The 23,087-nt window shown below is 49.7% G+C and carries 19 protein-coding genes, 1 tRNA gene and 1 pseudogene; 15 read left to right on the forward strand and 6 right to left on the reverse strand.

All coding sequences use genetic code 11. The features are described from left to right. Positions 1-9: 9 nt before the first annotated feature. The 13 genes and pseudogenes from EZ315_RS01570 (at position 10) to EZ315_RS01625 (ending at position 12,852) form a co-directional block, all read left to right on the forward strand. Positions 10-98: transfer RNA gene (locus tag EZ315_RS01570), tRNA-Ser, on the forward strand. A 273-nt stretch (positions 99-371) separates the two neighbouring features. Then, positions 372-506 (forward strand): hypothetical protein, encoded by a 135-nt coding sequence (locus EZ315_RS16835; RefSeq protein ID WP_262709747.1) that lies wholly within the window; start codon positions 372-374, stop codon positions 504-506. Between the two features lie 47 nt (positions 507-553). After that, positions 554-3,598 (forward strand): annotated as a pseudogene (locus tag EZ315_RS01575) (SusC/RagA family TonB-linked outer membrane protein); the annotation flags it as partial. A 33-nt stretch (positions 3,599-3,631) separates the two neighbouring features. Continuing rightward, complete coding sequence (locus EZ315_RS01580; RefSeq protein ID WP_135470022.1) at positions 3,632-5,734, forward strand: RagB/SusD family nutrient uptake outer membrane protein; 2,103 nt, start codon at positions 3,632-3,634, stop codon at positions 5,732-5,734. Positions 5,735-5,949: 215 nt separating this feature from the next. Beyond that, positions 5,950-7,152: a type IX secretion system outer membrane channel protein PorV gene (gene porV, locus EZ315_RS01585; protein WP_370276611.1), complete on the forward strand. Its 1,203-nt coding sequence runs from the start codon at positions 5,950-5,952 to the stop codon at positions 7,150-7,152. Further along, complete coding sequence (gene ispF / locus EZ315_RS01590; RefSeq protein ID WP_135470024.1) at positions 7,149-7,616, forward strand: 2-C-methyl-D-erythritol 2,4-cyclodiphosphate synthase; 468 nt, start codon at positions 7,149-7,151, stop codon at positions 7,614-7,616. The genes porV and ispF overlap by 4 nt, the downstream gene beginning before the upstream one ends. A 117-nt stretch (positions 7,617-7,733) precedes the next feature. Next, positions 7,734-8,708 carry a 4Fe-4S binding protein gene (locus EZ315_RS01595; RefSeq protein ID WP_135470026.1) on the forward strand — a complete coding sequence of 325 codons (975 nt, stop codon included), beginning with the start codon at positions 7,734-7,736 and terminating at the stop codon, positions 8,706-8,708. Beyond that, positions 8,680-9,474 (forward strand): thymidylate synthase, encoded by a 795-nt coding sequence (locus tag EZ315_RS01600; RefSeq protein WP_135470028.1) that lies wholly within the window; start codon positions 8,680-8,682, stop codon positions 9,472-9,474. Before EZ315_RS01595 ends, EZ315_RS01600 begins: the two co-directional genes overlap by 29 nt. Then, positions 9,471-9,971, forward strand: coding sequence for a dihydrofolate reductase (locus EZ315_RS01605; protein WP_135470030.1), 501 nt, complete (start codon positions 9,471-9,473; stop codon positions 9,969-9,971). Before EZ315_RS01600 ends, EZ315_RS01605 begins: the two co-directional genes overlap by 4 nt. Positions 9,972-10,061: 90 nt before the next feature. Continuing rightward, positions 10,062-10,301: a hypothetical protein gene (locus EZ315_RS01610; RefSeq protein WP_135470032.1), complete on the forward strand. Its 240-nt coding sequence runs from the start codon at positions 10,062-10,064 to the stop codon at positions 10,299-10,301. Next, on the forward strand, positions 10,288-11,379 hold the full coding sequence (locus tag EZ315_RS01615; RefSeq protein WP_242452469.1) for an agmatine deiminase family protein: 1,092 nt from the start codon (positions 10,288-10,290) through the stop codon (positions 11,377-11,379). Before EZ315_RS01610 ends, EZ315_RS01615 begins: the two co-directional genes overlap by 14 nt. Continuing rightward, on the forward strand, positions 11,376-12,254 hold the full coding sequence (locus EZ315_RS01620; protein WP_135470033.1) for a carbon-nitrogen hydrolase: 879 nt from the start codon (positions 11,376-11,378) through the stop codon (positions 12,252-12,254). Before EZ315_RS01615 ends, EZ315_RS01620 begins: the two co-directional genes overlap by 4 nt. 13 nt (positions 12,255-12,267) lie before the next feature. After that, entirely contained in the window at positions 12,268-12,852 is a 585-nt protein-coding gene (locus tag EZ315_RS01625) for a hypothetical protein (protein WP_135470035.1), read from the forward strand. On the opposite strand, the gene EZ315_RS01630 is transcribed toward EZ315_RS01625, so the two are convergent. Further along, on the reverse strand, positions 12,849-13,262 hold the full coding sequence (locus tag EZ315_RS01630) for a PepSY-like domain-containing protein (protein WP_135470037.1): 414 nt from the start codon (positions 13,260-13,262) through the stop codon (positions 12,849-12,851). The genes EZ315_RS01625 and EZ315_RS01630 overlap by 4 nt on opposite strands. Positions 13,263-13,427: 165 nt before the next feature. On the opposite strand from EZ315_RS01630, the gene EZ315_RS01635 reads away from it, so the two are divergent. Beyond that, on the forward strand, positions 13,428-14,054 hold the full coding sequence (locus tag EZ315_RS01635) for a LysE family translocator (protein WP_135470039.1): 627 nt from the start codon (positions 13,428-13,430) through the stop codon (positions 14,052-14,054). Positions 14,055-14,097: 43 nt separating this feature from the next. Further along, complete coding sequence (locus EZ315_RS16275; RefSeq protein ID WP_170957427.1) at positions 14,098-14,256, forward strand: hypothetical protein; 159 nt, start codon at positions 14,098-14,100, stop codon at positions 14,254-14,256. A 234-nt stretch (positions 14,257-14,490) separates the two neighbouring features. On the opposite strand, the gene EZ315_RS01640 is transcribed toward EZ315_RS16275, so the two are convergent. From EZ315_RS01640 to EZ315_RS17035, 5 genes are all read right to left on the reverse strand, one after another. After that, a complete protein-coding gene (locus tag EZ315_RS01640) occupies positions 14,491-14,970 on the reverse strand; it encodes a hypothetical protein (protein WP_135470041.1) in 480 nt (159 codons plus the stop codon). Positions 14,971-15,015: 45 nt separating this feature from the next. Then, entirely contained in the window at positions 15,016-17,604 is a 2,589-nt protein-coding gene (gene clpB / locus EZ315_RS01645; RefSeq protein ID WP_135470043.1) for an ATP-dependent chaperone ClpB, read from the reverse strand. A 111-nt stretch (positions 17,605-17,715) separates the two neighbouring features. Beyond that, positions 17,716-17,994, reverse strand: a complete 279-nt coding sequence (locus tag EZ315_RS01650; protein WP_135470045.1) for a hypothetical protein — start codon at positions 17,992-17,994, stop codon at positions 17,716-17,718. Positions 17,995-18,186: 192 nt separating this feature from the next. Then, positions 18,187-20,628 carry a DUF4906 domain-containing protein gene (locus tag EZ315_RS01655; protein WP_135470047.1) on the reverse strand — a complete coding sequence of 814 codons (2,442 nt, stop codon included), beginning with the start codon at positions 20,626-20,628 and terminating at the stop codon, positions 18,187-18,189. A gap of 32 nt (positions 20,629-20,660) precedes the next feature. Continuing rightward, positions 20,661-23,063, reverse strand: coding sequence for a DUF4906 domain-containing protein (locus EZ315_RS17035; protein WP_135470049.1), 2,403 nt, complete (start codon positions 23,061-23,063; stop codon positions 20,661-20,663). Positions 23,064-23,087: the final 24 nt, after the last annotated feature.

Consider the following 23,087-nt stretch of genomic DNA (forward strand, 5'->3'; position numbering starts at 1 on the left):
CTTCGGTAAGGAGAGATGGGTGAGTGGCTGAAACCACCGGTTTGCTAAACCGACGATGGGAGCAATCCTATCCACGAGTTCGAATCTCGTTCTCTCCGCTGAGAATAAAAAACCTCAAGAGATTTCTCTTGAGGTTTTTATTTTTACACAATCCCATTGATTATATAACCTCACTACACATATCGGACCCTGCCCTGGGCTAACACCAAAGACCTATCTTTATTCTTTAAAATATATAATCTATAGTAGCACAAATTAATAAGTGTAATATTGACATTAATATTTTTTGCTTTATTGAAAAAAAGTATTTATCTTTGCAAAATCATATTAAAATCCTTAAATATTCCTATATTCACCAATAAATATTAACCATGAAACAAGTCCCTAAAGGTCTTGCTATGCTCTCATGCAGCGTTGACAAGACTCTGGCAGGCGGCATTCTCGCTGTCGCTCTCATCGGTGGAGCTCCGTTAACGGCACACTCCACAGATATAATGGGGGGGTAAAATCTCCTACTACTCAGCAAGTTAGTCAAAAACAACAAGTTTCAGGAACCGTCATTGACGAGACAGGCGAGCCTATGCTCGGAGTCTCAGTAATTGAGGTCGGAACAAAGACAGGGGTCGCAACCGATCTTGACGGAAATTTCACACTTAACGTTCCGCAGGGAGCCAAACTCCAGTTCTCCTACATCGGCTACAAGACTCAGACCATCACTGCTACCGGTCAGTCACACATCGAAGTGAAGATGGAGCCGGACAACAATGTGCTCGATGACGTTGTAGTGGTTGGCTACGGAACGGTCAAGAAACGCGACCTTACCGGCGCAGTATCATCCGTCAAGTCAGATGTAATCACTCTGACACCAACCGCCAACCCCATGGACGCGCTTCAGGGCAGAGTGGCAGGTCTTGACATCAGCCGCACATCAGGAGCACCCGGTGCCGGCGTAGATATCCAGCTGCGTGGCAACCGTTCGTTCAACGCATCAGGCAACCCTCTGTTCATTATCGACGGAATGCCCGGTGATTACTCCACCATCAACCCTAACGACATCGAAAGCATCGAAGTACTCAAGGATGCCTCCTCAACCGCAGTCTACGGTTCGTCAGGCGCAAACGGTGTAATCATAATCACCACAAAGAAAGGAGAGGCAGGAACCACACGTGTAAACTTCGACGCCTATTACGGCTACAACGGATGGTCAAAGCTCCCCACCATGAACAATGCTCAGCAATGGGCTGACACAAAGATTTACGCACTTGAACAGGCCGGACTACCCACCGACAACAACCCTGACATAAATGCCGCCATTCAGGCTGCTGCCGAAGGCCGTACCATCGATTGGGTTGACACCATGCTCAAAGGCGGCTCATCGCAGAACTACTCGCTGAGCGTAAGTGGCGGCACAGAGAAAACCCAGGCATACTTCTCTCTGAACTACAACCGCACAGACGGACAATACGAGAACGACAACTATGATGTATACTCCTCAAGCATCCGCCTCAACCAAAAGGTTGCCAGCTGGCTGGACGCAGGTGTACACTCACAGTTGAGCTACACCAACCTCAACCGCGCATCCATCAATCTTCAGGACGCGCTACAGGCCGACCCATTCGGCGAGCTCTACAACGAGGACGGATCCATAAAGGTGTACCCTCTTGATGTCCAGACCGACAAGCTCAACCTTCTGCTCAACAACCAGCCAGGAGTATATAAGGACAACCGCAAGCGCATACGCCTCTATGTGCAGCCCTACATCCGCATATATCCGATCAAGGGCATGACATTCGAGTCACGCCTCTCAGCCAACTTCTCCTACAACAAGGACAACATGTTCCGCGGCTACGGTTCCTACCAGTTCTATCAGCAGGCAGGAGCGGCAGCAGTCGGCAATGAAAAGGACCCTGCGAATGCCAAATACACATATGCCAAAATCAGCAACAGTGACACATTCAGCTATCAGTGGGAGAATATCCTTACATATAATTTCAAGATTGCCAATGATCATGAGTTCACACTGACAGGCGTTACAACATGGTCGGACAGCAATAACAATTCATCGGACACATCCAACGCCGGATTCTCATCCAACACATATTACTGGACCAACCTTGGACAGCCAGGCAACACTCTCGCTCAGGTAGCTTCCGACTACACCATGAGCAAGGGAATGGGTTATGTAGGCCGTCTTAACTATTCCTACTTAGGGAAATACCTGTTCTCAGCATCTGTACGCCATGATGGGAAATCAGTTCTCGCCAAGGATGTGCGTTGGGACACTTTCCCCTCAGTGTCAGCAGGATGGCGTTTCTCTGAGGAGAAATTCATGGACTGGTCACGCAACTGGCTCAACAATGCGAAACTACGTGTCGGATACGGTGTGACAGGAGCAGCAGGCATCAACCCCTACTCCTCGATGACCAATCTCATAAACAACGCCGCTGGACTCGGCGATGAGAAGCTCAACGCCTATTACTATCCACAGGTGCTTTCCAATGCCACACTCACATGGGAAAAATCCAAGAGCTGGAACTTCGGTCTTGATGTGAGCGCGCTCAACTATCGCATCGATATGTCACTCGATTACTTCCTCACCAACACTGACGACGTAATATGGACCCAGTCGCTCCCCATTGTCAACGGTGGTGATGTAATCTCCGGGAAGCCTTTCACCATGAACACCAACATCGCCGAGACACGCAACCACGGTATTGAGCTTACCCTTAACACCAAGAATATCGTGACTCGCGATTTCACATGGTCAAGCACTCTCACACTTACCCGCAACTGGGAAAAAGTAAAATCGCTCGGCGCAGGAGCCTCCGACTATGTGACTCACGGCGACTACACTCTCCATGTGGGCGACCCCATCAAGTCATTCTACGGATATGCCCTCGACGGCATATGGCAGTATGGACAGGAAGCCGATGCGGCAGTGTTCGGCAAAGCACCGGGCGACCTCCGTGTTAGCATACCTAACATGCGCAAGGTCAGCGACGGTGTATGGGAAAAAGTATATCCCGATCAGCTTGACGACAACGGCAACCCCATCACACGTACTTTCGACAAGGACAACCCCTATGCAGTGAGCGACACCGACCGTCAGATAATAGGTCATGCCTCTCCCGACTGGACCATCGGTTTCAACAACACATTCACCTATAAATGGTTTGATCTCTCGGTGTACATGTACTACCGTGGCGGCCAGATGATCAAGTACAATATGATGACCCAGTATGACTCCAAGGGTGGAGCATTCCCCGCTTACTTCGACTACTGGACCAAGGACAACCCATCCAATGATTTCCCCGCGCTTGATGCCAACCGCGACTGGAGAAACGACACCTATCACAGCTCACTCGCTTACCAGGAAGGCTCATTCTTCAAGATCAAGAACATAACCCTCGGTTACACTCTTCCAAAGGTAGCATGCAACAAGATGAGAATTCAGAATCTACGTCTCTACGGCACCCTGACCAATCCGCTCGTTCACGCAACCAACAAGATGCTGAAGGACTATGACCCCGAAATGAACGGTCAGCTCAACAACCCGCTCACCAAACAGCTCGTGTTCGGTCTAAGTCTCACACTCTAAGATTCCTTTCCATCATTTATTACAGAAATCACAATGAAAAATTCATTCAAATATATCGGTAGCGCGATTGTAGCCGGGCTTCTACTCAGCAGTTGCAGCCTTGACGAAGACAATCCGCACGCCGGCGATGCCACCCTCAATAATTTCCAGGCGTGGTACGGCATGCAGGCAACCTGCTATTTTCCGCTTAACAACGAACTCTACTCATCATCCGACTGGCTTATCATGGCTGAGACCGGAACTGACATATGGGTATCGTCCAACAACGGTGACTACGCAAAGCAGATTTTCAATTATGAGGAATTCGGCACCTCCACCAACAACTCAAAGAAACTTTGGAAACAGGCATACACAACAATATCGACCTGTAACACTGTGATCAATGAGGTGGATAATATCCTTGATGGAGAAGCTGATGCCAAGAATATACTTGTGGCAGAGGCAAAGACCCTACGTGCGTTCTATTACTCACTGCTTGTTAGCCAGTTCGGACCGGTTACACTCAATCTTGAAAGCTCTTCAAGCATCACCGGCATAGTGGACCTCTATCCCAAGCGTGCAAGCGAGAAGGACATATACGCTCAGATAATAAAAGACCTGTCGGAAGCTATCCCTGTGCTCCCTGTCGAGCCCTACGGAGGCAACCGTGCACGAGTTACGAAAAAGACAGCCAAGGGGCTTCTCTGCCGTGTATATGCCCAGCGCGCAGGCCTCGGAGACAAATTCTTCGGTGACGGAAAAGAATACTGGACTCTCGCCCGTGACTGTGCGGAGGACATGATCACAAACAAGGGCACATATGGAGCCTACCTGTATTCTGACATTGCCGACATGTGGGCTGACGCAAACAACCGCCAGAACAAGGAAGCCCTGTTCATTGCATCAGCAGCCGACCCTTATAATGAGATATTCAATCTGTCCACAACCACAAAAAACAACAAACTGTTCTCTTACAGCTGCGGAGGATTCATTGAAGATGACTTCTATAACGGAAACTCAAACGGAAAACCCACCAAAGGAGGCTCGTATTTCTACGGTCGTCTCAATCAGCAGGTATGGCAGCCGTCAGAGTATCTCATGTACTGCTTCAACCCTGAATGGGACCGCCGCTGGGAATACACATGGCTTTACACCGCAAGCACATTCACATTCCTCGACTGGGGCGGAAGCGTAGTGACCCCACGCAAGAAGGCGACCTGCAAGCTTACGGAGGATATCTGCAACAAATATGGCATTGACAAGTCACAGATAGGACAGACCCTACAGCCTTTTGCAGACTGCTCATGGATCAACAACGGCGCATTTGCCAACCAGTACAACGTAAGAATATGGCCTCTCGGAGTGACCGAGGATGATGCCTCAAAGCTCCTCCGCGTGGCTACTTCATCGGCTGAATTCGGTTCAGCAGGTGTAGCCAACACCACCAAGGCATATGCCGTCCCCTACCCGGTGGCAAGCAACGACAACCGCTTCAATACCCTTTTCGTACACAAGCCTCTAACTGCCGACGAAAAGGCGAAATGCCCCTATGTAGTCATCACACTCAGCGACTGCTACAATGACACCTACCCCTACGGCAACACAGCCAACGGCTCAGCCGGCTCTACTCTGCCTGTCGGAAACGGCACTGCTGTTAACGGAAAGGTGTGTCCCTCGCTCATCAAGTTCAACTGGGCTTATGACGGCTGCTACACAAGCAACCTACAGATCAAGATCGGCGACATGTACATCATGCGTTTCGCAGAAGTGTATCTGATAGCTGCCGAAGCCAACCAGATGCTTGGAGACGGAGCACGTGCAGCAGGCTTCATCAATGATCTGCGCAAACGCTCCCTACGCCCCGGATACGCAGGCAACTATGAACTCGCCACTGCCACCGAGGATGACGTGCTTGATGAATATGCCCGCGAGCTTTGCGGTGAGTTCAGCCGCTGGAATCTCCTCAAGCGTCACAACAACATCGAAGAACGTCTTGCACGCTATAACAAACGTGCTGCAAAATCATTCAAGCCCTACATGTACAACCGTCCCATATCACAGGAATTCCTTGACGTTATCCTCAATGCTGAGGAATACGGCGACAACGGTTACGGCTCAACAGCTTCCTCTGGTCTTTCCGGACTCGAAAGCTACTAAAAACGACAACTTAATAACGTAAAACATTCATAACCAACCATACGGTTTTTCAACATCTGAGTTGAAATTCTCGTTTCTCTAAGTTGATGAGGTGGGGTCTACATGAGTAGCTCCCGCCTTTTCACTTTTTAATCACTGCTCGTGTCAACCGCCGCTCAATTTAACCGCATTTTTATACTCACGCGCAATATTTCGTCGCACATGGAGTTATCTATATGAATATCCTTATCTCGAAAATGAATATTGCCGCCAAAATGCTTCTTGTCTGCACGGTGTGTGCGGGAACAGCAATCTCCTCCTCTGCCCAGGACAAGAATGACTTTAATCCCATAACCACAGGTGTGACATCACTCGGCATAGCTCCCGATGCCCGCGGAGCATCAATGGGCGACCTCGGTGCCGCAACCGACCCAGATGCCAACTCACAATTCTGGAATCCGTCGAAATATGCGTTCGCCTACAGCCAAGGAGCAGTATCGCTCAGCTATACCCCCTGGCTGCGCAAACTTGTCAACGACATATTCCTCGCCAACCTCTCCGGCTACTGGAAGCTCGGCAGCGATGACAATCAGGCAATATCGGCATCCCTGCGCTACTTCTCGCTCGGAGAAGTGGTGTCAAGCAATTCCGACCGCACAATAAATCCCTATGAAATGTCGGTCGATGTAGGATATTCCCGAAAGCTTTCCGAGAAATTCTCAATGGGCATAGTGTTCCGTTACATCTACTCCGATCTCGGATTCGGAGCATCGGAAGTAGACCAGTCATCGGGCGCATCGGCATTCTCAGCCGACATAGCAGGCTACTACACCACCTACCCCATCATAGGACGCAACGAATGCCAATGGTCGTGGGGATGGGACATATCCAATATAGGATCGAAAGTCAACTTCAACAATGGCACCAATCCGGCATTCCTCCCTACCAATCTGCGTATAGGCACATCATTCACATTCCCTCTTGCCGACTACCACAACCTTTCGCTCAATCTTGACCTCAACAAACTACTTGTCCCGGCAATGCCCCGCCTGTCCGACTATGAGGAAGGACCAGAAGGGGAAAAGGAATGGGCAAAAGCTTACGCCGACTGGCAAAACATGTCGCCCATAACCGGAATATTCAAATCGTTCGGCGATGCGCCAGGAGGATTCAAAGAGGAACTCAGAGAGATCTCCTGCTCGGTGGGTACAGAATACAATTACAACCAACAATTCTTCCTGCGCGGAGGATATTTCTACCAGCATCCAGCCAAGGGGAACCTTCAATATTTCAGCATCGGGGCCGGATTCGCACTCAATGTACTCCGACTCGATGCCTCCTACATGCTTGCTACAGCCCAGACATCCCCACTGGACCAGACACTGAGATTTTCACTTACATTTGATATGGACGGACTTAAAGAGATATTCGGACGATGAGAATAGGACAAGGATACGATGTGCACCGCCTTGTGGAGGGGCGCGAACTGATACTCTGCGGAGTAAAGATACCATACGGGCTCGGACTGCTCGGCCACAGTGACGCTGATGTGGCTCTGCATGCACTCGCAGATGCCATACTGGGAGCCGCAGCAATGCGCGACATAGGCTATCATTTTCCCGACACAGACCCAGCCTATGCCGGTGCCGACTCACGGCGGCTTCTGAGACGAGTGGCAGAAATAATAGCCGGAAAGGGATACTCCATAGGTAATGTGGATGTCACGATAATAGCACAACGCCCCAAATTGCTAAATCATATCCCTCAGATGATAGAAAATATCGCCGCAGACCTATGCATCCCCACCGATTGCGTATCGGTCAAAGCCACAACCACGGAACATCTCGGATTTACAGGTCGTGGCGAGGGAATAGCAGCTCTCGCCGTCGCTCTCATCAATTGAGACTGCACTACAATTAATAAGTTTTAACATATTGTCACCATATCTCTGAGACTTAATCCGTTTTTTGATTGTAAATTTGCATCAAGAAATCCAATCTAAGAATCAGAGCCTGCATCGATGCGCATAAGAAGTGCTGACATATTGCGTTGGGGACGTATCGTGGCGGCACTCATCATGTGGGTGGCAGCCACAGCTGGACTGACAAGCTACGGAATGACGTTTCCAAGGCTTGCCGTGTGGATAGAACGTGTGCAGTTCATGCCGGCAGCCATGACATTTGGCATCACCACCATAGTGATATGGCTAATAGTCACTCTACTGTTCGGGCGAGTCTACTGCTCGGTGGCATGTCCCTTAGGTGTGTGGCAGGATATATGCTCTCGTCTGCCACGTCTGCGCCGCCATCTGCCATCCCATCTCCGATACCGTTACAGCCAGCCACTTACACTGCTACGCAACATCTCGCTTGCATTTGTGGCAGCAGCAATCCTGCTCGGAATCAATATAGTCACATCGCATACAGATCCCTGGAAAATATACTCGGAACTATGCACAGATGTGGCAAAACCCATATGGGGCGCAGCTGTCAACATCCTCTCCTACCCTCCGGTAATGATAGCCGCAGCTTCTCTGACCGGAACAACGATATCTATAATAATAGCAGGAGTGATAAGCTGGCTTGCCGTTAAGAACGGCCGCACATTCTGCAACTCCATATGTCCTGTAGGCACAACTCTTGGCTACGTGGCAAAGTATTCTATCTACCACATTGACATCAACACCGACAAGTGCACCCAGTGCCGCAAATGCGAGCAGGCGTGCAAAGCATCCTGCATAGACCTGACATCGCATGTGGTGGACTCCTCAAGATGCGTAGAATGCTTTGACTGCCTGCCGGTATGCGAAAATGATGCCATACACTACACCTGGTCAAGACATCAGCTCTCAACTCCTCTCATGATAAAAGTGGGTGACATAAAACCTTCCGGCACACGTTTCAAACTTGACGGATGCACCGGATGCAGCAGCAACCCACAGGTCAACCAACAAAACAATCCACAAAATGCGACAATATCTCGACCTTCTGAATAGAATAATGAATGAAGGGACCGACCGAGGCGACCGCACCGGCACCGGAACACGGAGTGTGTTCGGACATCAGATGCGCTTCGACCTCCGCGACGGCTTCCCGCTTCTCACCACCAAGAAACTCCACCTGAAATCCATAATACACGAGCTGCTATGGTTCCTGAAAGGTGACACAAACGTGAAGTACCTACAGGACAACGGAGTGAGAATATGGAACGAATGGGCACGGCCAGACGGAGACCTCGGACACATCTACGGCTACCAATGGCGTTCATGGCCCGACTATCAAGGGGGACATATCGACCAGATAAAGAAGGTGATCGAGACCATAAAAAACAATCCGGAATCGCGCCGCATGATAGTGAGCGCGTGGAACGTGGCTGACATAAGCGGGATGGCACTACCTCCGTGCCATATACTATTCCAGTTCTATGTCGCCGACGGCAGACTGTCCCTGATGCTCTATCAGCGAAGTGCCGATTGCTTTCTCGGAGTGCCGTTCAACATAGCCTCATATGCCCTGCTCCTCATGATGGTGGCACAGGTGACCGGACTCGAACCAGGTGAATTCATCCACACACTCGGTGACACACATATATACCACAACCATTTCGATCAGGTGAGGACACAACTGGAGCGTGCACCGCGCAAACTCCCAAGAATGAAGCTCAATCCTGAAGTAAAGGATATCCTCGATTTCAGATACGAGGACTTCACTCTTGAAGAATATGACCCCCACCCCCATATCAAAGGCACTGTAGCAGTATGACAGATATAACTATTATTGTAGCCGCAACACGCGACATGGCAATAGGCAACCGGGGCGATCTCCTGTACCATATATCCGACGATCTGAAACGGTTTAAATCGCTCACCATGGGACATCCCATCATCATGGGACGCAAGACATTCGAATCATTCCCCAAAGGAGCACTCCCAGGCAGACGGAACATCGTGGTGACCCGCAACATAAGCTACACAGCCCCAGGCATAGAGACCGCATCGTCGGTTGACGATGCCGTGAAAATGTGTGAAGGTGCTGAACGTGCATTCATAATCGGAGGCGGAGAGATATACCGTCAGGCTCTCCCGGTAGCCGATTGCATAGAACTGACCCTCATAGATGCCGAACGGCCTGATGCCGACACACGTTTCCCCGACATAGATCTCGGCAGGCTGTGCGTGTCCGCTCCCGAGTTTGACCGTGAAGACCCAAAGACAGGTGTCAGATACTGTTTTCTGACACTCTCAAATAACAACATTTAAATATAGACACCTAAAAATTTGGAATTTTGCCTATAAAGCCCTATATTTGACAACAAAAACCTACTACTTTATCGTGAAAAATTAAACATTATGGAACACATTACTGATTTTTTTAATGAGATGCTTCAACAATATGGCAGTATAGACATCGCTGAAGCTGAATTTAAAAAACTGGTACATGAGAATCCCGAACTTCGCGAACGTTATCGCGAATGGTGTCACGAGGTAGGCAGCAGTGAAAAGAAAGGTTTTTTGGATTACTGTGAGGAGTATTTCGAATCACAGGACTCCATATGGGACAATCTAAAGGACGAATATGAAGATGAGTAACCCTGTACGCCAGCAACTTCGCCTGCCCGCCGAATGGGAAAGTCACGATTGTGTGCTCATGGCGTGGCCTCATGAGTACACTGACTGGGCGTATATGCTTGATGAAGCGCGCGAATGCTTTGCGGAGATAGTACGAGCCATATCGGAACGCGAGTGTGTGATACTCGCTTGTCCCGAACACATATGCAGGAAATCAATCGAGGCATACAAATTTGACTCCTCAAGAGTAAGAATCGAGGATATCCCCACCAATGACACATGGGCACGAGACTTCGGACCCATAACAATTGAAAAAGATGGCTGCCTACAGTCACTGGATTTCAAGTTCAACGCCTGGGGAATGAAATTTGCAGCCGATAAGGACAATCTCATCACCACCCATCTTGTACTCAACGGCAGACTGAACGCCGAATATGTCAACCGCATGGGATTCGTTCTCGAAGGAGGAAGTATCGAAACCGACGGTAAAGGCACACTGCTTACCACCGCCGAATGCCTCCTGTCACCCAACCGCAACGGAGAGATGACCGAAGCGGATATAAAAGAGTATCTCGCCGACACGCTCGGATTCACCCACCAGCTATGGCTCCGCAACGGCGGTATGGCAGGAGATGACACCGACAGCCATATCGACACATTAGCCCGCATCGCACCACACGACACCATCATATATGTAAGTCCGACCGACAGGGATGGTGACACAGTGGAATCACTCGCCAGAATGCGAGAGGAACTCACAGGAATGCGTACTGCCGAAGGTGCTCCGTTCAACCTCATCGAACTCCCTCTGCCCTCCCCCATATATGACGAGAACGGAATGCAGCTCCCCGCAACATATGCCAACTATCTTGTCACACCGGATGCGATATATCTGCCGGTATACGGTCAGGCAGCCAATGACCTGCTTGCCGAACAGACCCTAAAAATAGCATATCCCGACCACGAAATAATACCTATCGACTGCCGGGCACTCATAAAGCAGCACGGCTCTCTCCACTGTGTCACAATGCAGCTCCCCACCGGAGCAGTCAGAGGCATAAAGGACGGACGATGGGAGGAAAAATCACGCAATCTATGAAAGTAGGAATCATTCAGCAGCACAACACCCCTGATATACCTGACAACCGCCGGCGCCTCGGCGAGAAAATCAAGGCACTCGCATGTGAAGGAGCCCAACTTGTAGTGCTCCAGGAACTCCATGACTCCCTTTACTTCTGCCAGGTGGAAAGTGTCGACAATTTCGATATAGCAGTTCCGATACCGTCAGACACAACAGAATTCTATTCCAGAACGGCTCTCGAAAGCGGCATTGTGCTCGTGACATCAATATTCGAACGCCGTGCCGCCGGACTATACCACAACACCGCAGTGATATTCGAAAAAGATGGTTCAATAGCCGGGAAATACCGCAAAATGCACATTCCCGATGACCCCGCATATTACGAGAAATTCTATTTCACTCCGGGTGATATGGGATTCGAGCCCATATCAACAAGTGTGGGACGGCTCGGGGTTCTCGTGTGCTGGGACCAGTGGTACCCCGAGGCTGCCCGACTCATGGCTATGCGCGGAGCAGAAATGCTCATCTATCCTACAGCCATAGGATGGGAAAGCAGCGACACCGACGATGAAAAGATGCGTCAGCGCGAAGCATGGATCACAGTGCAGCGCGGCCACGCCGTGGCCAACGGACTCCCTGTAGTCACAGTCAACCGTGTCGGTTTCGAGCCTGATCCGTCAGGGGTGACCGGAGGCATCAGTTTTTGGGGTTCAAGCTTCGTTGCCGGTCCGCAAGGAGAATTCCTTTATCAAGCACCCGACAACACCGAGGCTGTAGCTGTAGTGGATATCGACATGAAACGCTGCGAGCAGGTGCGCCGCTGGTGGCCATTCCTGCGCGACAGGCGCATCGACAGTTTCTCCGGACTCACCCGACGCTACCTTGATGACTGAGAATAATACCGCAATGAACCCAACAGGTCCGGAAATCCGTGTCACAAAGCCTTTCCGGACCGTATCAGGCGACTATTTTTCCGTGCTTCTCGGAGCATGGATTCCTCGTTACGGATGGCTGATGCTGCTTCCGGTTGCATTTTTTGTAACACTCGGCTATATGCTTCAGGATGAACGATGGCTGATTACAGCTCTTATACTGACCTTCATTGTGGCTCCCATGGTAATGTCGTTTCTATATACTTACTACATGCTCACGCCCGAGGCTCGCCGTACAATCCTGAACAAAAGAGTGGAGATTGCAGAAGGAAAATACATCAGACTGACATATCTCCCATCCGAGAGCCGGACATCAGGCGGCAATGAAGCCGAGACGGCTGGCGATGCCACCAATGACCGAGACACAAACAATCCCGGACCGGGAACCGCCGAAACGGTCCCGCAACCCGAGACAATATACTGGAACGAAATCGCGAAAATTAAATACACTTCACGATACTGCGTATACTTCATCAAAGGGGAAAAGATGCAGTTCCTACTCGTTCCATGGAATGCATTCCCCAGCCATAGTCAGAGGGACGACGCCCAGACAGCCTAATCATTCATGTCAATGCCATTGAGCTTTCCGAGCTTGCTGAACTTCAATTCCACACCGTCGGACAATTCTATCTCATAGCCCTTGAAACTATTTTCAACCTTGACAATGTAGGCTCCGTTGCCATTATTCTTGACGTAATTGCGTATAGACCGGATCACAAGTTCCTGAGGCACCTCTTTCTTCTTGCAGTCCACGGATGTCCACTTCCCGGCATTATTGAACTCAATCTTAGTGCCATTGACAAGCTTCACATCATAGTCAGTCCTCTTAAGCAGATGCTTGTCAACCTTTATCATAGCGATCTTGGCTTTAGGGAAATATTTGGCAATCATCTCCTGCGCCGGCTGAGGCAGCTGGCTGCGGTCAAGAGTGTACTTATCAGCACGAGCTGCAACACTGATGCAAAACACGGCGAGAAAGGCGATTAAAAATTTCTTCTTATCAGTCAATTATTTTGATTTAAGGTATAACGTCACTCCGACAGCAAATGTTTCCGCCCAAATTGCCTCTTTATTTGCATCCTACAGGATGATTTCGTAACTTTGCATTTTGTAGTGATACACTTACCTATCATAATGATGAGGGGAATCCTCATAGGGATTCTTGTGTCGGCTCCAATGGGGCCGATAGGGATGCTGTGTATCCAACGAACACTCAACCGTGGGCGATGGCCTGCATTCTATACCGGTGTCGGAGCCGGATTGAGCGACCTTATCTACTGTCTGCTCACCGGACTGGGACTATCGTTTGTCACCGATTTCGTACAGGACAATCAAAGCCTTCTTCAGTTGATAGGCTCGGTGGTGCTGTTAGTATATGCCGGCTATCTCTTCGGAGCAAATCCGTCACGCACGCTACAGTCGCAAGGAGTGCAGTCAATGAGCAACTGGAAAGACTTCGTGACAGGATTCCTGCTGACATTCTCCAATCCGTTCATATTGTTTTTCATTATCGGACTGTTTGCAAGGTTCAGTTTTCTCGCACCTGAGTTTGAAGCATACCACTATGTGGCAGGATACATCTCGATATTCGCAGGAGCTGTAATGTGGTGGTTTGGTGTGACATGGATTGTCAATAAGATGAGGAGCCATTTCAACATCCGCTCATTATGGTTGCTCAACCGTATAGTGGGGGCACTTATAATGCTCATGGGTGCCATAGGGCTCGTGACTGCTCTTCACGAGCTGTTTGTGAACCATTAAGCCGTGCCCGATGTTTCTTATAATAGATTAAACATCAACTATTATGGAAAAGAAACACGACAATACCCCCGACAAAGCAGCAGAGACACTACCAGGCGTAGACATCAACAGAGCTGACGACAATAAGGTGACCCCTCAACTTCTGAACGAGGAGACCAAAGAACTCAACAACAATCCACGAAACAACGAAATAGACAAGTAGAAGTCTACAGCTTTCTCCTCTCGTCCAAAATATTATTGCAGACAATAAACACAAGGGACAGAAATTCCGTATCTACGGAACTTCTGTCCCTTGTGTTTTTGAATAATACCTAATCCCCTGTCAGGCTTATTGAAAAGAGAGGATGTGCCATAATCATATCATGGCACATCCTCCAATCGCTTTACTCATATAATACAGTTTCACATCAACTGTATCATAACGTCCTGCCTACTGTCAGTCGACCGAATCAGTGATGGTCTGCTCCGGAGTGTCAGTGCCTCCGCCGGTATCACCGGGCTGGTCATCAGGTGAAGCCACGATGTTGAGCTTATACTGGAATATGCCCCAGCCTATCGACTTGTTGACCTGGAATATCTGAGTGTTAACCCTGAGATAGTGAGTGCCTTCTTTCATCCCTTCAGTGTCGATATCAACCGCAAAAGGAGCTATCGATGTGGTGAGGAAAGGTATGTTGTCGAGGAAATAGGTGGTCATACCGAGTACAGCCTCTCCGGTTCCGGGTGCAGGCGTCACTTTCAGCCCTTCGATCTTCAGGGTATCACCTTCAACAACTGTCAGCACCCCATCAGTGAGTGTGCCGCCTGAATACTCGATGGATACGCTTACATCAGGCACTTTGCTGTCGTCATCATCACAAGATGCCACAAATGCCAGCATAGGGAGTGCGAGAAATAGAGAGAGGAACTTTTTCATAATTATTATAGTTAATTAGTGAGTTGATATCTACTTATATATGTATTAATTTTTGAATATTATATCATTTCCGTCATAGTCTATGACAATCGGATGCTCACGGTCCACTTTCTGAGCGAGGATATCCTTGCTCAACTGATTGAGCACCATGCGGTGGATCACCCGCTTGACCGGACGCGCACCGAATTCGGGATCGTAACCCTCCTCGGCAAGAAACTTGAGTGCCGCCGGAGTGACTTCGAGAGTAATACCGTTGGCAGAAAGCATCTTCTGTATCGACCTTATCTGCAAACCTACTATCTCTTCGATCTCAGCCTCGTCAAGAGGTGTGAACATTATGATCTCATCGATGCGGTTGAGGAACTCAGGACGGATAGTCTGCTTCAAGAGCTCTATCACTTCATTCTTGGTGTTCTCGATGGTCACCTCACGGTTGTCGGGGGTCATCTTGGCGAAATTATCACGTATGAGTGACGATCCCATATTGGATGTCATGATGATTATGGTGTTCTTGAAGTTCACCATACGCCCCTTGTTGTCGGTGAGTCTGCCGTCGTCAAGCACCTGTAGAAGAATGTTGAACACATCGGGATGGGCTTTTTCTATCTCATCGAACAGCACCACCGAGTAAGGTTTGCGCCTCACAGCCTCAGTGAGCTGCCCACCCTCGTCATAACCGACATATCCCGGAGGCGCGCCTACAAGCCTTGACACCGAATGCTTCTCCTGATACTCGCTCATATCGATACGGGTCATCATATTCTCGTCATCGAACAGGTATTCGGCAAGAGCCTTTGCAAGCTCGGTCTTACCTACACCTGTGGTACCGAGGAAGATGAATGAGCCGATAGGACGCCGGGGGTCATTGAGCCCTGCACGAGAGCGGCGTACGGCATCGGCAATAGCACGGATGGCATCGTTCTGACCCACAACCCTATGATGAAGCTCAGTCTCAAGATGGAGCAGTTTCTCCTTCTCGGTCTGCACCATCTTATTGACAGGAATCCCGGTCCAGCGTGACACCACGTCGGCGATGTCCTCCGAGTCGACCTCCTCCTTTATGAGAGCCTTCTCGCCCTGCATCATCTTCAGTTGCTCCTGGATGTCGGCATTCTCCTTCTCCTTCTGCTGAATCCTGGAGTAACGGATTTCGGCTACACGGGCATAATCACCCTCACGCTCGGCACGCTCGGCATCGAAATTCAGCTGTTCGATCTCGATCTTATTCTGCTGAATTCTGTTGATCAGATCCTTCTCAGCCTTCCATTTGGCTGTGAAATCCTTCTCACGGTCACGCAGATCGGCAAGTTCCTTTTCAATCTCCTTCACCTTAGGCTTGTCACCCTCGCGCTTGATAGCCTCCCTCTCTATCTCTTTCTGAGCTATAAGACGGGATATCTCGTCAAGAGCCTGAGGTACCGAATCGATTTCAAGACGCAGCTTGGATGCAGCCTCGTCAACAAGATCGATAGCCTTGTCAGGGAGGAAACGATCGGTGATGTAACGTTCCGACAGAGTGACCGCTGCTATGATAGCCTCGTCACGGATACGTACCTTGTGGTGGTTCTCGTAACGCTCCTTAAGTCCGCGCAGGATAGCGATAGCAGCCGCCTCATCAGGCTCATTCACCATCACTTTCTGGAAACGGCGTTCGAGAGCCTTGTCCTTTTCAAAATACTTCTGGTACTCATCAAGAGTCGTCGCACCGATGGAGCGCAGCTCACCGCGGGCGAGCGCGGGCTTGAGAATATTGGCGGCATCCATGGCACCCTCACCCTTACCGGCACCCACAAGAGTGTGGATCTCGTCAATAAAGAGGATGATTTCACCATCGGCTCCGGTCACTTCATTGACGATAGCCTTCAGACGCTCCTCAAACTCGCCTTTATACTTTGCACCGGCAACAAGGGCACCCATGTCAAGCGAGTATATCTGCTTGCTGCGCAGATTCTCGGGCACGTCACCGCGCACAATCCTCTGTGCAAGCCCCTCGGCGATAGCGGTCTTGCCGGTGCCCGGCTCACCGATGAGCATAGGGTTGTTCTTCGTGCGTCGCGAAAGGATCTGGAGCACTCGGCGTATCTCGTCATCACGACCGATGACCGGATCGAGCTTACCTTCGCGGGCACGTTCATTCAGGTTAATGGCATATTTGGATAATGCCTGATATGTGTCCTCGGCACTCTGGTCAGTAGCTTTCTTCCCTTTGCGCAGCTCAGCCACAGCGGCTTCAAGTTCACGTTGGCTCAATCCGGCATCCTTAAGGATTGTTGCAGCCGGAGAGTTGACCGTGAAGATCGCCATAAGCAGAGCTTCAAGAGTCACGTACTCATCACCCTGCTTTTTGGCTATGTCAAGAGCTTTCTGGAGGACATCATTGGAAGTACGGCTGAGGTATGGCTCGCCACCTGACACACGCGGTTCGGAGGCTATCTTTTCATCAACCTGACGCATCAAGGTGGCAGTACTTGCCCCCACCTTGGAAAATATAAAGTTGATGAGCGATTCACCCTCAGTCATAACCCCTTTAAGAAGATGTACGGGTTCGATAGCCTGATTGCCTGCTCCCCGGGCAATCTCTATCGCCTTCTGTATCGCTTCCTGAGACTTAATTGTAAAATTATTGAAGTTCATGAGCTATATTTTGTAAGTTGAAGGTTCGTGATATAATCCTTATACCTATACTAACAAAAATCATGCCAATTGGTTTTCGGGACAGAAGGACCGAGGGTAACAAACAGCGCTTTAAGCAAACAGGGAAGGGTATGTGTCATCAGTCCGGCGTCCGGGAGATGACGTTTTGGCAGATGCGGGACGGAAAACTATATTATGCTGCTGCGTCCATCCCTGTGTGCGGTTACGCAGCCTGACAGTGACGATACCCGACTCGGCAGGAGCGGATGTACGCACCTGCTGGAACACGTCGCTGAGCGTTGTCACGCCACTCATGGTGAGTGACAAAAGTACAGTCCCGCATGACTGGGCGGTGACTTGAAGAAGGTCGGTGCGATGTATTGCAGTCATAATAAGAGAGATTTATGTTTGCCGATACAAAAATACACCTCCACACGAGCAACTTTCATGCCCACTCAGACTTAAAAAAGTTAAAACACAGCATATGCCTGGCTAAATGACACGCCATAATAACATAAAAAAGGCATTGCCGATCACAGCAATGCCTTTCCCTATATGAAGTCGATAATATATTACCGGAAATCAATCATCCACGTCACGCACACAGCGGATAGAACATCCGGTGGCTCGGCGGGTATATCCGAAACCTGTCTCGAAGGGGTACATGAACGACGGAGTGTGCATGTGGAATGCATTGGTACGTCCACCCTTTCCACCGGTAGTGGTGTGGTAGTTACCGCAATAGCCCACCTGATTGAATGTGCCGCCAGCCATGCGCACACCCTGCGACGGGAAGAACACCGTGATATCAGCAGCACCGCTCAATCCTGCATTCTTGAACACCTTGGTCATACACATATTATAACCGCGTGCCGCCTCATTAACAGCCTTGGAATCCTTGGTATTCATGCTCGGATAATCATCCGATCCTGTATTGACTCCCGTTTTTGTGAATGACAGCCACATGTCGCCCGGAGGAACCATCCATCCGGCAGGACATGGATCAAAAATAGATTTCTCAGTTGCACCATTATCAGAAAGAATAGCTCCACTCGCAGAATCAACAACATATTGCAAAGCAGATGTAAATGAAGTACCTCCCCAAAGATTATCGGCATGATTAGGATTCGGGAAATACCAGTCACCATCCGTTCCTGCCACACATTGAGAGGCTAAAGAAGGATTCTGCACAGAGCCGTCGGTATCCAACAATGGTGAAATAAACTTCGTGGGATTTTTAATTGAATATTCGATAGTACCGACTGTAGCAGATGTCTGAGCTACATCAAATATATAACCTGTATTGACCTTGTTACCGGTCTGGCTTGTCATCGGTATCTGTTTATATGAATTATCATAGAGCTGTCCGATATAGGCTTTGTCATAATTTTTCTGACCACCTAACGATCCATAGCTTGAACCGGCTTCGCCACGCCCCCAAGCAGCCGGGAACGGATCTTTGCGCCCCCACTGATAGTGACAACCGAATGTATCGGCAGGACGGGACGGCTTTCGGCTGCGGCTCAAAGCGCCAAGATTACACGTCATAAGCGAACGTCCCTTTCGGGTACGTCCCTGAGCAGTCTTGATCCCCTTGGCATCCCATTCAAACGTGTAGTAAGGCACAGCCGCCGCAAGTTCGGCAGGCTTGTCGTTGTTGACCCAGATGTGCCAGGACCATACAACCTCATGATCGGCATTGTAGCCGGCAATAAGGGCATTGCCGTTGGCAGTTCCCGATTTGACGTGTATGCGGTCATATTTGTCAAGCCATACCCGATCGTTTGATGAATTGTTGCCTATCACATTGGCCTGCTGCCATATGATGCTGACACTTGTGATTTTTTTCTTCGGGTCTTTCTTATTGACATAATCGGTGTACTTCCAGCCTCCGCCGGTCTCGGTGCGGGTATAGGGGTCAAACATTATCTCATCGTTGTGAGCAAGCACAAAGCAGTTGGCAGGAGCGGCAAGCACACGGTTGTCACGGTGCTCGGAATTGATGTTCAGGGTAATATTGTAATTGTGGTTGCGACGCACATTGAAGTCGTTGACATCGTTAGCCCCAAGATATATGGTATAGAGGAAGTTTGATCCATTGGATTTAGAAGACACAAAGAGCTGTACATAGAGAGCCTTTTCAGGCGCACCGTCATTCTTGGTTCCTGGATCAGTATTTCCGTTGGTGCCTCGGCGGTTAGCAGGCATATAGAACGTGTATACCTCGCCCGAAGCAAGCTGCTTGTCGATTGTCACCGAACGTGTCACGAATTCGTCTCCAAGAGGATAATTCTGCTCTTTCGGAGTCTCCTCCATACGCATCTTCTCAGGCATATTGTTGATGATCACACGAGTCACCACCAGTCCCTTGGCAGCCTCCGCCGTCACATACTTGAAACTGATCTTCGCCATCATACGCGTGAGGTGGATATCTATGGGGAGCAGATCTGTCTCCTTACGGATGGTCTCCTTCACGTTACCCTCCATAAGCAGGTATTCATCCTTGCCCATCTCAACATTCTCCTCGGTGAATGGGTACTCATAACCAACAAACTTTTCGATTGTGGACAGGTCCTTGTTCTTAGCCCATTCAGGGTCGCCGGTATTGGCAAGCACATACACATGGCTGTCCTCACCTTCAGCCAGACGTATATTGAGCTTACGGATTTCGGTTGAGACCACTTCATAATATCTCGGAGCTATAAGCTGATTTCCGATCGAATCGAACTGGAACACCCATATGTCATGCAGGGCCTCCTCAGCCGCCTTTTCTGGATCGGCAGGCTTTTCTTCATCATCATTATCGCCCTCTGCGCGAGAAGGGATATCGTTAACCAACGGCTTTCCGATCACCTTAGGCTTTTCGGGATGCAGACGCAATGGCACCTCAATAGTGGCGGCACGGTCACCTGGCAAAGCCTCGGGATCTTCAGTACGATCAAATACTGTATCGGAGCACGCCACCGCACCCCACAGCAACGGAACCGAAGCTGCTATACGTACAATCTGTCGAAAATTTATCATTATTATAATTATAGTGTAAAAGTTATGACATATCACTCATCAACATCACGGACACAACGCACAGGACCAGCAAACGCACGGCGTGTGGACTCATAGCCTGACTCAAACGGCAATGCCGCCGATGCGTTATGTATGTGGAAACAGTTGACTGTGCCATCGGTACTCGGAGTCGAGGTATGATAGTTGCCGCAATTGCCGTTACGCCTCATGGTACCGTTGCTGTTTCGGAATCCATTGCTCGGGAAGTAGACGGTAGGACCACCCTTCCACTTCTGCACATAGATCTTATGACCGTATATACCTGACTGGAACGTTCCGTTCACTCGACTTGTAGCGTTAGACCCCCAACCAGAATTCTTACCGTCGGACGTAAACGAAAGCCACATGTCGGCAGGGGGCACCATCCATCCGGCAGGACACGGATCGAACAGCGACTTCTCTTTGGCTCCGTTATCGCTCAGCCATCCGTCGACTGCCATCTTTCCTACGTCCAGCCATTCTTCGCCCTTTTTATGCACACAAAATTTCTCCTTTGCTTCAGAAAAAGGCTTGCCGCCCCAAAGCGTATCCTTTCCACCCCAATACCAGTCACCATTGTTGACCCAGGAGGCAGGCTGACGCCAGCTATCACTACTCATCGCACCGGACGAAGTCTCGGTATTTGTAGCTCCGAGAAACACTGTAGGATGCTTAAGGACATAGGGTATATTTCCGATATCCGAATTTGTCTTTCGATAGTCAAACAGCTCTCCGCAGTTCTCCCTACCGCCGTCGGTAGTCATCTTGATCTCTTTGTTGGCATTGTCAGTGATCAAACCCACACTCGTCTTAGTAAACATATAGGCTCCTGATGACTGATTATCAATCATCCATCCGATAGGGAAAGGGTCCTTACGCCCCCATTGGTACACAGCTCCATATCCCATTCTGCCGGTCTTTGTAGCACTATGGGCTCCGAGATTGCACTGCATGAGCGAACGGCCTTTGACCTTACGGCCCTCAGATACTTTTATGCCGTTGCTGTCCCATGCGAAAGTATTGTAGGGAACCGCCTTTGACAGTTTGGCAGGCATCTCGTTATTTACCCACACATGCCATGACCATACGATATCACCCTTGGCATTGTATCCGGCTATTACAGCATTTCCGGCTGTGCTCCTGGACCTGACATGCACGCGGTTGTACCTGTCGAGATACACCCTGTCGCCCTTGCTGTTGTCGCCTATCACGTTAACCTCCTGCCAGAGCACCTCTACTTTAGTGAATTCCTTGTCAGGATCACCTTTTTTCACATAGTCACTGTACACCCATCCTCCGCCTTTCTCCGTGCGGTTGTAGGGGTCGAACATGATGGAGTCGTTAAAAGCCAGAACGTAGCAGTTAGCCGGCGCGGCAAGCACACGGTCATCACGGCTCTCCGAATTGATGTTGAGCTTAATATTGTAGTTGTGATTGCGGCGCACATTGAAATCGTTAGTGTCGTTTGCTCCAAGATAGATGGTGTAAAGGAAGTTGGAGCCATTGGTCTCCGACGATACAAACAGCTGAACATAGAGAGCCTTGTCGGGTGCCTCGTTATTCTTCAGTGCCGCATCTGTATTGGTGGTCTCGCCTCGACGATTGGCAGGCATATAGAAAGTGTATATCTCATCCGATGCGAGATTCTTATCGATAGAAACGGAGCGTACGGCAAAATCACCCTTTGGATAATTCTCTTCAATCGGAGTCTCCTCCATACGCATCTTCTCAGGCATATTGTTGATGATCACACGTGTGACTTTCAATCCCTTGGCAGCATCGGCAGTGACGTATTTGAAACTGATCTTAGCCATCATACGTGTAAGGTGGATATCGATGGGAAGCAAATCGGTCTCCTTGCGTATGGTCTCCTTTACGTTACCCTCCATAAGCAGGTATTCATCCTTGCCCATCTCCACATTATCCTCGGTGAAGGGGTATTCGTAGCCAACGAACTTCTCCACTGTGGAAAGGTCCTTTCCCTTTGCCCAATCGGGGTCGCAGGTGTTGGCAAGGACATAGACGTAGCTGTCCTCCCCCTCGGCAAGACGGATGTTGAGCTTGCGGATCTCGGTGGAGGCAACCTCGTAATAGCGCGGGGCTATGAGCTGGTTGCCGATCGAGTCGAACTGGAACACCCAGATGTTCTTGATGGCCTCCTCGGCTGCCTGCTCAGGATCAGCAGGGGTGCCGGCATCACCGTCGGCCCTCGACACGATGTCGTTGACAAGGGGCTTGCCGATTACCGACGGGGCATCGGCGTGCAGACGCAACGGCACTTCAATAGTAGCAGCGCGGTCTCCGGGCTGAGCAAATGGTGCATCCGACACATCAAGATCCGTATCAGAGCACGACATCATCACCGGCAACAGCAGCAATGAAATCAAGAAATTGAGAAATTTATCGATTGTCTTCATTTCAAAGATTACTTTTTCATTTTG

It is taken from the genome of Duncaniella freteri, from assembly GCF_004766125.1.
Classification (GTDB): domain Bacteria; phylum Bacteroidota; class Bacteroidia; order Bacteroidales; family Muribaculaceae; genus Duncaniella; species Duncaniella freteri.